At 54.8% G+C, this 12512-nt stretch carries 14 protein-coding genes; 4 read left to right on the forward strand and 10 right to left on the reverse strand.

What is annotated here, in order from left to right:
* Window positions 1–7: 7 nt before the first annotated feature.
* From VMX96_02345 to VMX96_02355, 3 genes are all read left to right on the forward strand, one after another.
* Window positions 8–415 (forward strand): hypothetical protein, encoded by a 408-nt coding sequence (locus VMX96_02345; GenBank protein ID HUU62749.1) that lies wholly within the window; start codon window positions 8–10, stop codon window positions 413–415.
* Window positions 416–491: 76 nt separating this feature from the next.
* Window positions 492–1542, forward strand: a protein-coding gene (gene prfB / locus VMX96_02350) for a peptide chain release factor 2 (protein HUU62750.1) whose coding sequence is annotated in 2 segments (ribosomal slippage) — window positions 492–503 and window positions 505–1542 — 1050 coding nt in all. Because the reading frame shifts where the segments join, the coding sequence is not laid out codon by codon here.
* Window positions 1539–2789 carry a peptidase MA family metallohydrolase gene (locus VMX96_02355; protein HUU62751.1) on the forward strand — a complete coding sequence of 417 codons (1251 nt, stop codon included), beginning with the start codon at window positions 1539–1541 and terminating at the stop codon, window positions 2787–2789. Before prfB ends, VMX96_02355 begins: the two co-directional genes overlap by 4 nt.
* A 16-nt stretch (window positions 2790–2805) precedes the next feature.
* On the opposite strand, the gene VMX96_02360 is transcribed toward VMX96_02355, so the two are convergent.
* The 4 genes from VMX96_02360 to VMX96_02375 all read right to left on the reverse strand — a co-directional run bounded on the left by VMX96_02360 (window position 2806) and on the right by VMX96_02375 (window position 6634).
* Window positions 2806–3417 (reverse strand): CDP-alcohol phosphatidyltransferase family protein, encoded by a 612-nt coding sequence (locus tag VMX96_02360; GenBank protein HUU62752.1) that lies wholly within the window; start codon window positions 3415–3417, stop codon window positions 2806–2808.
* Between the two features lie 71 nt (window positions 3418–3488).
* Window positions 3489–4601 (reverse strand): glycosyltransferase family 4 protein, encoded by a 1113-nt coding sequence (locus tag VMX96_02365; protein HUU62753.1) that lies wholly within the window; start codon window positions 4599–4601, stop codon window positions 3489–3491.
* A complete protein-coding gene (locus VMX96_02370; protein HUU62754.1) occupies window positions 4598–5365 on the reverse strand; it encodes a PHP domain-containing protein in 768 nt (255 codons plus the stop codon). The genes VMX96_02365 and VMX96_02370 overlap by 4 nt, the downstream gene beginning before the upstream one ends.
* Window positions 5366–5557: 192 nt before the next feature.
* Complete coding sequence (locus tag VMX96_02375) at window positions 5558–6634, reverse strand: inositol-3-phosphate synthase (GenBank protein HUU62755.1); 1077 nt, start codon at window positions 6632–6634, stop codon at window positions 5558–5560.
* A 42-nt stretch (window positions 6635–6676) separates the two neighbouring features.
* On the opposite strand from VMX96_02375, the gene VMX96_02380 reads away from it, so the two are divergent.
* On the forward strand, window positions 6677–7345 hold the full coding sequence (locus VMX96_02380; GenBank protein ID HUU62756.1) for a histidinol phosphate phosphatase domain-containing protein: 669 nt from the start codon (window positions 6677–6679) through the stop codon (window positions 7343–7345).
* Between the two features lie 46 nt (window positions 7346–7391).
* Here VMX96_02380 and VMX96_02385 read toward each other — a convergent pair whose 3' ends face one another.
* The 6 genes from VMX96_02385 to nusA all read right to left on the reverse strand — a co-directional run bounded on the left by VMX96_02385 (window position 7392) and on the right by nusA (window position 12487).
* Window positions 7392–7532 (reverse strand): DUF5679 domain-containing protein, encoded by a 141-nt coding sequence (locus VMX96_02385; GenBank protein ID HUU62757.1) that lies wholly within the window; start codon window positions 7530–7532, stop codon window positions 7392–7394.
* A gap of 78 nt (window positions 7533–7610) precedes the next feature.
* Entirely contained in the window at window positions 7611–8504 is an 894-nt protein-coding gene (gene truB, locus VMX96_02390; protein ID HUU62758.1) for a tRNA pseudouridine(55) synthase TruB, read from the reverse strand.
* Window positions 8494–8859: a 30S ribosome-binding factor RbfA gene (gene rbfA, locus VMX96_02395; protein HUU62759.1), complete on the reverse strand. Its 366-nt coding sequence runs from the start codon at window positions 8857–8859 to the stop codon at window positions 8494–8496. The genes truB and rbfA overlap by 11 nt, the downstream gene beginning before the upstream one ends.
* A 2-nt stretch (window positions 8860–8861) precedes the next feature.
* A complete protein-coding gene (infB, locus tag VMX96_02400; protein ID HUU62760.1) occupies window positions 8862–10718 on the reverse strand; it encodes a translation initiation factor IF-2 in 1857 nt (618 codons plus the stop codon).
* A gap of 9 nt (window positions 10719–10727) precedes the next feature.
* Window positions 10728–11030 carry a YlxR family protein gene (locus VMX96_02405; GenBank protein HUU62761.1) on the reverse strand — a complete coding sequence of 101 codons (303 nt, stop codon included), beginning with the start codon at window positions 11028–11030 and terminating at the stop codon, window positions 10728–10730.
* Between the two features lie 5 nt (window positions 11031–11035).
* On the reverse strand, window positions 11036–12487 hold the full coding sequence (nusA, locus tag VMX96_02410) for a transcription termination factor NusA (GenBank protein ID HUU62762.1): 1452 nt from the start codon (window positions 12485–12487) through the stop codon (window positions 11036–11038).
* Window positions 12488–12512: the final 25 nt, after the last annotated feature.

Raw genomic sequence — 12512 nt, forward strand, 5'->3', positions numbered from 1 at the left:
GAATTGAATGGATGATGCAAGTATATGGCTGATACTTGGGCCCATTTTGGCAGCATTGTTTGGTGCTGTAGTAGGTGGCTTTATTCGTGAGTGGTGGGTTGAAAGGTTTTACAGGCCCAAGCTTTATATATTGGGTGAGAGCATTATCCAAAATATTCATTATAGAATAATGGTGAAGAACAGTGGCAAGAGAGCTGAGGAGAAATTGTGTTTATATGATCGCCTGGGGATATCGTCAGGGAGAGCCTGGGATCATTATAGGGTGAAGCTAGGGGTGATGGGATACTCCGGAGAAATAGTTATAATTGCAGCGAATGCAGACCCGGCTTGGGCATCATTTAAGCTCGTTCCCCAAAATGGCGATATAAAGCTGGTAATAACTGAGCGGAATCCAAATTGGGAGGAACCCATATAGAAACCGTCAGGAGGTCTAAATAGTGCAAGAACAAAAGAAAAGGCTTGAGGAGCTAGCGGAGAACGTCTCCCAAGTCATGGTGCGTCTTTGACCTCGCTCACAAGGAGCGTGAGATCGCTGAAATAGAGACGGAATCAGCCCGCCCCGATTTCTGGCAGGATCAGGAGACGGCGCGGGGTGTTATGCGTCATCTAGGGGAGCTGAGGGGGGAGGTGGATAAGTGGCGCATCATAGAAGGCAGGGCCGGTGAGCTTTTAGAGCTGGCAGAACTGGCGATCGCCGAGGAGGAGCCCGTGCTGGGGGAGGAGATCGCTGCCGAGGCGGAGAGGTTAGCCGCTCAGTTTGAAAGGATGGAGTTTGAGCTGCTCCTGGGCGGTGAGTACGAAAAGAGGAACGCCTTCCTCGCGGTTCACGCCGGTGCCGGGGGCACCGAGGCTCAGGACTGGGCGGAGATGCTTCTCAGGATGTATCTCAGGTGGGCGGAGCGCCGTGGCTATCAGGCGAGGGTAGTCGAGGTCTCCCCCGGTGATGAGGCGGGCATTAAGAGCGTCCTCATCCAGGTCACCGGAGATTATGCCTACGGCTACCTCAAGGCAGAGCGCGGGGTGCATCGCCTGGTTCGCCTCTCCCCCTTTGATGCCGACCATGCTCGGCATACCTCCTTCGCCCTGGTGGAGGTTTCTCCTGAGGCGAAGCGGGAGTTGGATGTTAGTATAAACCCGGATGATGTGAAGGTCGACTTCTATAGGGCCAGTGGACCTGGAGGGCAGCATGTACAGAAGACCAGCAGTGCGGTTCGGGTGACCCATCTCCCCACCGGTCTGGTGGCTGTCTGCCAGAATGAGCGCTCACAGTACCAGAACAAGGAGCTGGCGCTGAAGGTTCTCCTCGCTCGCCTCCTTGAGCTTGAGCTGGCAAAGCGTGCCGAGGAGCAGGCCAGGTTAAAGGGAGAGCATGTCGCCGCCGGTTGGGGAAACCAGATCAGGAGCTATGTACTACACCCCTATAAGATGGTAAAGGATCACCGTACAGGATACGAAACCAGTGACCCCTCCGCCGTGCTGGATGGGGCGCTGGATGGCTTTATCGATGCCTACCTCAAATTCGCCATGGGGAAGGGGTCATGAAGCGCATTTGTCGGTTGCTCCTGCTGTTTTTTACTCTCCATGCCCTGATCTTCCTCCCCGTTCCCTTTATCCTCACCCCGGCAACTACCCTGGCTCAGGGTGAGGTCACTGTAATATCCAGCGATGCCCTGGCGCAATTTCCCACCGCCATCACCTTTAGCCTGGAGGCAGAGGCAGCTACTGAGATAGCCGACATCGACCTTGAATATCGGCTGGGCAGGCGGAGCCTCACCCCGGTTAGCTGTAGGGTGGACGTCGATTTCACTCCTGGTCAACAGGTGGAGGCAAGCTGGACATGGGATATGCTGGATACAGGGGGATTGCCGCCGGGGACGGAGGTAGATTACTGGTGGCTTATTGAGGATGCTGCCGGGCACCAAATTGAAACCTCACCGACTAAAGTTGAATTTGATGACCTGAGCCATAATTGGCAGAGCCTGGAAAGCGATCAGTTGACCACCTTATGGTATAAGGGTGACCTGGCCTTTGCCCAGGAGCTTCTGGGTGCTGCCGATGCGGCGTTGGAGCGGCTATCCGGTGAAGTCGGGGTTGCACTGGAGCAGCCAGTCAAGATCTATATTTATGCAAGCTCTCAGGATTTGCAGGGTGCATTGGTCTACCCTCAAGAATGGACCGGTGGAGTCGCCTTTCCCGATTATGGCACCATAATCATCGGTATATCTCCCGGTGACCTTGCTTGGGGCAAAAGGGCCATTGCCCATGAGATGGGGCACATGGTGGTGCATCCGCGTGTATTCGGTGCCTACGGTGATCTACCCACCTGGCTTGACGAAGGGCTGGCGATGGATGCTGAGGGGGAGCTCAGGTCGGATCTTAAGGTACTGCTTTATGAGGCCATCACTCACGACACCCTTTTCTCAGTGCGCACTCTTGCCAGTTCCTTTCCTGCCGACCCTGATGAGGCCAGGCTCTCCTATGCCGAAAGCTATAGCCTGGTGCAGTTTCTAATCGATAGTTATGGTAGCGATAGGATACTAGCGCTACTGGATGTCTTCAAGGAGGGGAGCACCTATGATGAGGCCCTGCTCGAGATCTACAGCTTTGACATGGATGGTCTCAATGCCCTTTGGCGTGAGAGCCTTGGTCTGGGGCCTCAGCCTTTGCCAATCCCTGCGGAGACAGTATCGGACATCACTTTGCCCTACATCGCGCTCATCGTTGTGGTGGCAATCTTAGGGATACTGACTGCCTATTTGGCGCTCTCCTACCGCCGCCGTTTGCGATAGCATCTTTAGCAGGCCCTCAACCAGGCGGTCCCTTCCTGGCTTTATACCATACATAGACAAGGCGATGCACTGCTGTCATATTGGTAAGAACAGCGAGACCCCAGAGGACCACCAGTAGAAGGGGTTCGAATGTGCTCAACATGAGTCCGATGGCCAGGGTTAGAACCCTGACCGTTCTCCTCATTATCCCCACCTCGCAATCCAGCCCTAATCCCTCTGCCCTGGCCCTCACATAGCTAATACACAGGGAGCCTACAATGGTAGCAAAGATGAGGATGATCTCTATGGAGGCATCTTGTTGCCAGACATAATACCATAAAAGCCCAAAAAGAAGCACCGACTCGGATAAGCGGTCCAGGGTGGAATCGAGGAGAGCGCCGAACTTGGTTACTCTATTGGTGTCCCTGGCCACCGCCCCATCGAGGAGGTCGAAGATCCCAGCCAACACGATTAAAAAGCCGGCGATAAGGAAGTGGCCCTGGGAGATTATCCAGGCGACGCCGACATTGATCGAGAAGCCAAAGATGGTGAGCAAGTTGGGCGGCACCCCCGTCTTGGCCACCACCCGGCCCACCGGCTCGGCAAGGCGGTGAGCTCCATCGCTAATTCTTTCAGCAGGTCGCCACATCTTTTATCCCAAATATGCCAACCCCCTGACAAAGTGTGCCAGGAGGCGTGGATAGTATTGCCCTTTTGAGGTTATGAGGCGTTAAGCAAGCTGGTATAGTACTCATTAATCCTTCTGGCGACGTTGGGCCAACTGCATTCCTCTGCCTTTAGCCTTCCCCTTGCCCCCATCTCGCGGCGCAGGGTTTCGTCGCCAAGCAGTTTAATCAGGGCGCTGGCGATGGCCTGCTCATCTCTGGGGGGCACCATTAGCCCCTCAACACCGTGGCTCAATACGCTGGCGTATCCCTCAATAGCTGAAGCGACGATGGGCTTTGAGGCAGCCATGGCCTCCAGCAGAATGATGCCAAAGCTCTCCTCTCCGGTAGCCGGGGTGCAGAAAATGTCTGCCGTTTGATAATATGTGTGGAGGTCTTCATTGGGCACATATCCGGTGAAAACCACGTCCTTAAGATTCGCCTTTCTTACCAGCTTTTCATATTTCTGGTGCTTCCCCGGTCCTACCACAATGAGCCGGGTGTTGGGTAATTCCTGCTTTACCCTTTTGTATGCCCCCAGGAGATACCTCAGACCTTTGCGCTTTTCCAGGCGACCAACGAAGAGTATGTTCAATTTCCCGTCGGCGTACCTGGATATAGGGGGCACGGCAGCGGAGAAGTGCGCTACATCGATGCCGTTGGGGATTATGGTGTAATCGCCGGGGAAATGTTTGCCGATGAAATCCATTGCCGGTTTTGAAACGGCGATCTTGCCATGGAGCTTTTTGAACCACTTTGTGACAAACGGGCTCATGATTCGGTATCCCGTGGTGCCGCTGTGGCAGGCGTGAAAGGTGCCAACATTAATGGTGTTTGACACGCGAAGCGTGCAGATACTCAGGCTGGAGCCCAGTGGTTCGTGGAGATGGATGATGTCAAATTTTTCCCGCTCCAGGATGTCCCTCACCGGGGAGGATAGCATCGGGGATAGGGGAGCCCTGGCTATAGAGCCCCCTGAGGGTATGGGGAAAGGCCTGCCCAGGGGGATAATATCGCGATTATCAAGGGAGGTATTGCTACCAGAATAAGGGGTTATTATCCTTACATCGTGACCCATCCCGGTAAACTGCTCATAGAGGTTGGCGATATGGATAACCACCCCACCGGGGTAGGCGTAATCGTAGGGGGAAACCAGAGCGATCTTCATGAAGAAAGCCACCTGGTGAAGGTCTTCAGCATGCCACGAACGAAGTATCCCCTGCTCCTGTGCTGCTGCCTGAAAATTTGAATAAGTCCGATGTCGCTAAGCCTCACCTTGGTGCCATTCCGGGACAGGGTAGTCCTCTCCAGGAGGCCTCTTCTCAGTTCCTCGGCACTTCGGCCGGGAAACAGGGTGAGACCACTACCTACGGTGGCCAGGAAGTGGGAGTCACTGCCCCCCGTTTCCGCCAGATCGTGTTCTAGACTAAACATTTTTACCCTCCGATTGATGCGCCCCGGGACCGTGGCGTTAAACGTTTCGATGCCATCAAGATAGATATCCGGTTCACTACTGCTAACGATTTTATTCAGGTTTCGCTGGCTGATGCTGTCTGTCAGCCAGTTCATGGGGTGAGGCACGATACAGAGGCCACCCTGGGCGTGGACCGCCTTGATGGTTGATGCCAGGGGCTGGTGGGTGGGGGCCGGGCTCTCGATAAAGAGGGTCAGCAGGTGCCCCTCAAGGGTGTTCACCTCCATGCCGAGCACTACTTCGAAGGGGTAGTCGCGCTTTGCGGAGAGCTCCCTCGCCTGGTAGCTACCCGAGATTTCGTTGTGATCGGTGATGGCAATGACATCGAGATTGCCCTTGCGTGCCACGGCTTCGAGTATATCAGGGACATTCGCCATGCCATCGCTCACGCTGCTGTGGATATGGATATCCGCCGCTCCGTATCCACTTTGCTCACTTAGCGCTTCCGATGGGTGCATTCCCTGTAATAACCCCTTAGACAGCCCCACCTAGTACTTCATTGCGGAAATCCGCGTCATTTCTTTACTACTATTGGGGGCTGCCAGGCTTTGTAAATCACATTCTCGAACAAGGTGATTATACGTTTACTATTTACAACTGAATACCAGCCACGTACCGTCAGGTATCGAGAGTGCGTTGGCGGTGGCGACTCACTCGCTATCTCCGGCGATGAATTCCTCTGCCATTCTTCTGGCTTCATCGTCTGTATATTGAACCGGGGGCGATTTCATGAAATATGCCGATGGCCCGATAAGCGCCCCGCTGATACCGCGGTCCATGGCCAGCTTGCAGCAGCGGATGGCGTCTACCACTACCCCTGCTGAGTTGGGACTGTCCCATACCTCAAGCTTAACCTCGATATTGAGGGGAACGTCGCCGAAGGTGCGTCCCTCCATGCGGATGTGGCAGAATTTGCGGTCTCCGAGCCAGGGGACATAGTCGCTGGGCCCTACGTGTATATTATCCGGATGGATTTTGGAGTCCAATTGCGAGGTTACCGCCTCGGTTTTGGAGATACGCTTTGACTCCAGTCGCTCCCGCTCCAGCATATTTAGAAAATCGGTATTGCCGCCGAAGTTTAGCTGATAGGTTCGCTCCAGTTTGACACCGCGTTCCCGAAATAGGTTGGTGAGCACGCGGTGGGTGATGGTAGCCCCCACCTGACTCTTTATGTCGTCGCCGACTATCGGCAACCCTCGTTCGCTGAACCTGTTCTGCCAGTATTTTTCCCTCGCAATGAACACCGGAATGCAGTTGACAAAGCCGCAGCCTGCGGTGAGCACCTGCTCGATATACCACTTGGTGGCCTCTTCGCTTCCTACAGGTAGGTAGTTGACTACCACATCGGTACGGGTTTCCTTGAGGATATCAACGATATTTTCGGTGGAGCCTGGGGCTTTAGCAATTACCTGGGAGAGGTATTTGCCCAGCCCATCATGGGTCATCCCCCGGCATACTTTCACCCCGGTGCGGGGCACCTGGCAGAATTTGAAGGTATTATTTAACGGGGCATAGATCGCATTGGCTAGATCCTTGCCCACCTTTTGCTTGGAGATATCGAAGGCGGCCACGAAGTTGATGTCACTGATATGGTAGCCCCCGAGGTTAACATGCATCAGACCGGCGACCCGCTCATTCTCTACCGCATCTCGGTAGTAGTAAACGCCTTGCACTAGCGACGAGGCGCAGTTCCCTATGCCAATTATTGCCACATTTATCTTGCCCAAATCTATCTCCTAGCCTATAATAGTATTCTGGAGGTGTATTTGGTGTACGATTTTCACACCCATACCTCTCTCAGTGATGGTGCCCTATCACCGATGGAACTGATCCACCGAGCCCTGGACCAGGACTACCAGGCCATCGCGCTCACCGACCATGCAGGTCTTGGCTATCTGGAGCGGGTCATCGCGGAGACCGCCGGGGATTGCGCCCTGGCGCGAGCGCACTGGCCGATTCTGGCGATCCCAGGCGTTGAGCTTACCCACCTCCCCCCCCAGGCAATCGGCGAGATCGCCATGCGGGCCAAAGAGCTGGGAGCCTGGCTGGTGGTGATCCACGGCGAATCCATCATTGAACCGGTACAGAAAGGCACTAACAAAGCAGCGCTTCAGTGTCCTTATGTTGATATTCTGGCACACCCCGGCCTCATCACTCATGAGGAGGCTGAAATGGCCGCCAACGCTGACATCTTCCTCGAAATTAGCGCCCGAAAGGGGCACTCGCTCGCCAATGGTCACGTGGCTCAAATGGCACGGCTTACCGGGGCCAAACTCCTTATCAACTCGGATGCTCACGAGGAAGCAGACCTGCTAACCCCTCCTTTAGCCCGCCAAATTGCCCGGGCGGCTGGCCTGGATGAAATAGAGATCGATGAAATACTCATCACCAATGCTCAAGCATTATTGAAAAGGCTGCCAGAGCAAGGCCGGACCTAACACGACACTTATTGCATCCGATAACAACCCGGTGGTGAAGCACCGATCAAGATTTGCCGATGCGGAAGACCTTTGTTCCGCATTTGGGACATACACCCCGTGTCGCCGGTCTGCCATTCTTCAGGGTAACCTTTTGTGAATCCTTAATCTCAACCTTGGTTCTGCATTTAAAGCAATATGCCTGCATCCGTTTCACCCCCTTTCAATCATGTAGCACTATAACCGCTATCTAGCTATGTGTCAAGTCTCATTAAAGCTAATTCTACTATCGCTCACTGGGGAATACCTTTTCCGGTTGCCATACTCTCTCCTGCGGCAGGAAGCGTAGCACGGCGAGGAAGCGGCCGTCAAGGGAGTAGGCGCGGCAATGGCCTTTATCGTCACTAATGTTCAGAGCCAGAGGGCGACCGTTGCTGATGGCACGCTCCTTTTCCTCGCCCACGATGGCGGCTATCCAATGCTCCAGCACCATATCCATGGGGTAAAGGAAGTCCTGCCAGTAGTTATGGCGGAAGGCATCCTCAAGTTGGGGAAGGGTTAGACTATCGGTGATGTTGATTGGTCCGCACCTAAGGCGGACCAATCTCGTGATGTAGGCGCCACAGCCGAGTGCCTGGCCAAGGTCGTGGGCCATGGAGCGAATATAGGTACCCTTGCCACACTCCACCTCGATAGTAAAAAAGGGAGGATGCCACTGGAGGAGTTCCAGGCGAAAGACCTCAACCTTTCTCTCCTCCCTTTCCACTGTGATGCCGGCGCGGGCGAGCTTATAGAGGCGTTTCCCCTGGTGCTTCAGGGCACTATACATGGGGGGTTTCTGAAGGATGGTGCCACTGAGGGAGGGAAACAACCCCTCTACCTGTTCTCTGGTAATATGGGAGGGGTCAACCCTTTTGGTCACCTTACCCTCTGCATCGTAGGTATCGGTGGCTACTCCTAGCTCAATCTCAGCCTGATACGTTTTTCTAGCTGCTACGATAAATGGGCTCACCCTTGCTGCTTGTCCCAGGCAGATGGGTAATACACCGGTGGCTTCTGGGTCCAGGGTGCCAGCGTGCCCAATGTGTTGCTGCCTGCTCCACCGCCTCACCAGAGTGACAATATCTAAGGAGGTTTTCCTGGCGGGCTTATTGATGTTGAGGATCCCGTTAACGCTCAATATCGGTTTCTTCTCTGCCTTTGACCTCTTTTATTAGGTGGAGGACCTGAGCACCCCGCTCGATGGAATCATCCTGATAAAAGATCAGCCGCGGCGTGCGGTGCAATGAGAGCCGCCCCCTGAGCTCCCGGTAGAGGAAGCTGGATGCGGAGGCCAAACCAGCCATCGCCTTCTGCTTCTCCTCATCGCTGCCCATGATGCTGATAAAGACTTTGGCATATCTCAGGTCCGGGGAGGTATCTACCTGTGTAACCGTGAGAAAGCAGCCCAGTCTAGGGTCCTTAATCTGGCGGCGAAGCAGTTCGCTTATCTCCTCTTGGATCAGGTCGTTAAGCCGCTGGGTTCGCCTGCTCATCCCTATTCCTTTTCCATTTTATAGAGTTCCACTATGTCACCCGCCTCGAAGTCGCTGTAGCCCTCGATGCCAATGCCGCACTCAAATCCGCTGGCAACATCTTTGACATCGTCCTTAAACCGCTTCAGGCTATTAACGCTAGATTCAAAAATGGTCTCACCCTGGCGCATTACCCTGGCCAGCGACCCTCTGCTTATCTTGCCATCGGTAACATATACCCCTGCCACCTTGCTCCCTCGTGCGGAAAAGATGGCTCGCACCTCAACGTGTCCTTCTACCACCTCGACGTAGGTGGGCTCCAGCATCCCTTTCATCGCCTTCTCTACATCGTCCACCAGGTTATAGATTATCTCATAGTAGCGGATGTCTACACCCTCGCTATCGGCGAGCTGTCTGGCCCCCGGCTCGGGACGGGCGTTAAACCCGAGAACGATCCCGTTAGAGGCGAGGGCAAGGAGCACATCGCCCTCGGTGATACTCCCGCTGTCGGAGTGGAGGATATTCACCTTAACCTCGTCGTTGTTCAGTCGCTCCAGTGAGGTTTTTATCGGTTCGATGCTTCCCTGAACATCGGTCTTTAAGATGATACTAAGCTCCTTCACCTTCCCCTCATGCATTTGAGAGTAGAAGTTGCTCAAGCTAAGGGGTTTAGCCGAGGTAAGGGCAAGCCTTTTTTGCTCCTGGCGCTTCTGGGCCTGGGTGCGCGCCTCCTTCTCGGTGGCAAACACGGTGAGGATATCGCCTGCCTGGGGGACGCTATCCATCCCCAGGATCTCAACCGGGCTCGCCGGACCTGCCTTTCTGATGTGCTTCCCCTTGTCGTTGAACATTGCCTTTACCTTGCCCCAGGTGTCTCCCACCAGGAAGGGATCACCTGCTTTCAGGGTACCGGTTTGGATCAGCACAGTTGCCAGTGCACCCTTGGTTTTATCCAGCTTTGCCTCAATGACCACGCCCGCGGCACGTCGATCTGGGTTTGCTTTGAGCTCTTCAAGCTCGGCCACGATGAGCAGGTTCTCCAGGAGTTCTGAGATGCCCTCTCGCTTTTTTGCCGAGACCGGGACGCAAACCACTTCGCCGCCCCACTCCTCGATAAGCAGCTCATGGTCGGCAAGCTGCTGCTTTACCCGTTGCAGGTTGGCATCTGGCTTATCAACCTTGTTGATGGCAACCACAATGGGCACGCCAGCGGCACGCGCGTGAGCCATAGCCTCCAGGGTTTGAGGCATTACCCCATCGTCGGCGGCGACCACCAGGATGGCAATATCGGTTATCTGAGCCCCGTGTGCCCGCATCGCAGTAAAGGCTTCGTGCCCCGGGGTGTCGAGGAAGGTTATCATTTGTCCATGGATATCTGCTTGATAGGCGCCGATATGCTGGGTGATCTCGCCTACCTCGGTGGTGGTCACATTGGTCTCACGTATGGCATCGAGGAGGCTGGTTTTACCGTGGTCTACATGCCCCATTATGGTGACTATGGGGGGTCGGGGCTTTTTCACACCGGTATCGTCCTCCTGAAACTGCCGATACTTCTCTAGTTTCTGGTCTGATGTCGTCCCCTGCCCTCTCTCCTTTAGCACCTCATAGCCGAGATCTGAGGCTATAATCGCTGCCGTATCGTGGTCGATTGCCTGGTTAATGCTGGCCATGATGCCGTTTCTCATCAGTTGCTTTATTGCTTCAACTGCACTCACTTCGACGAGATCGGCGAATTGCTTCACGGTGATGGAAGGGGGGAGCTTGATTTGGCGCTTACCCTCCGCTTTGGTGGGGGCAGTTACCTCTTCAGCCGTCTTCGCCCTGGGAAATTTGCGCCTTTTTGGAGCTGGCCTAGCCCTATTCTGTCTTCTTCTCGCCATTTAACCCCGCTAACTATGGAGCATCTCTCGGTACTGGTCCAGCCCTCTGCGGTCCTCCGCTGCGATCTTCGTCCGTAAGGCTCGGTCGAGACGCTCTTTTTTCAGCCCTGCTACCCAGCAGGACTTTGCTTTACATAAATAGACCCCTCGTCCCGATCTCTTCGCGGTTGGGTCGATGGTCACACTACCGCTTTCGGTGCGCACGATGCGGATAAGCTCCCGCTTCGGTTTTACCTCACCGCAACCGATACAGGTACGCTGTGGCACGTGTTTTGGCAGCGGCTGCTTCTTTTTCTGGGATGTAGTGGTCATCTAGATTACAGTTCCTCGAACTCATCTTCATCGATAGGGATTTTAGGAGCATAGCGAGTCTTGGGTTTGGCCACCCCCTTTTGCCTGTCTTCTTCTACCACCTTTTTCTTGCTCCTCTTGCCCTTCTTTGACTTTTTATCGGGTTTAGGTGCTTTCGCGGGGAGGATGTCCTCAGCGAAGCGAAGCTGCGGGGTTGGGGCCTCAAATGGGGCTTCTTCAATCGGTGCTAACTTCCCAACCGGGACTGTCTCCACCGCTTCTTGCTCAGGAACGAGTTCCTCTGGGGTGAGCAATGCAACGTCTTTCTCAGTGTCAGCGACTTCCGGTTGCTCCATTTCAACCGGCACCTCGGGTTCCTCAACTAAGGCTTCCTTTTCAGGAGGAGGCGGTTCGGCGGGTGCTGCCTCCTCCGCCTCGGCTACTGAGGCGCTCTTTATATCTATGCGCCATCCGGTTAGCCGGGCAGCGAGCCTGGCATTCTGTCCCTCTCTGCCAATGGCGAGGGATAGTTGGCGGTCGGGCACAACTACAGTGGCTGTCTTCTCCTCGCTATTGACCGAAACGCTCACCACCTGAGCGGGGCTCAGGGCATGGGCTATGAAGGTCGCCGGGTCGGGATTCCACTCCACTATATCGATCTTTTCGCCATTTAGCTCGTTGACGATGTTTTGTATTCTAATACCGCGCAGCCCGACACAGGAGCCGATGGGATCGACGTCCGGTTGCCGCGCAGAGACGGCGATCTTGCTGCGATGTCCCGCTTCCCGGGCAATGGACTTTAGCTCAATGATGCCGCTATGGAGCTCCGGCACCTCCAGTTCGAGGAGGCGAAGCAGCAGATTTCGATGGGTGCGCGATACCACGACCTGAGGTCCTCTACCCGTACGGTTGACCTCTATAATATATGCCTTGAGCCTTTGCCCCACGCGATAACGCTCGGTGCGAACCTGCTCCGAGGTGGGAAGTACGCCCTCGGTCCTTCCCAGGTCGAGGGTAATCTGCCGGGGCTCGATTCGTTGCACAATCCCGGTAACGAGCTCGCTCTCGCGATCGGAGAACTCCTCGAAGACGAGCTCCCGCTCCGCCTCGCGCAGGCGCTGGAGCACCACCTGTTTGGCTGTCTGGGCGGCGATACGCCCGGCATTTTGAGGGGTTGCCTCCACCATGAATTTATCATCAAGCTGAGCGTGCTGGTTTATTTTCTTAGCCTCATCCAGAGATAGCTCGCAGCGGGAGTCGGTTACAGCATCCACTACTGTCTTCTCGGCGAACACGGTTATCGCACCGGTGTCTGGATTGATCTTTACCGAGATCTCCTGGGTTGCTCCGAAGCTGTTTTTTCTGAAAGCGGAAACCAAGGCAGCCTCCACAACCTCCAGAACGATCTCTCGAGGCAGATTCTTCTCGGCAGCGAGCTGGGTGGTGGCGAGCACGAATTCGCTCTTCGTCTTTGCCAAGATTATCCTCCTATTAAGTAAAAAA

The sequence above is a fragment of the Dehalococcoidia bacterium genome (genome assembly GCA_035528575.1).
Taxonomy (GTDB): Bacteria; Chloroflexota; Dehalococcoidia; order E44-bin15; family E44-bin15; genus DATKYK01.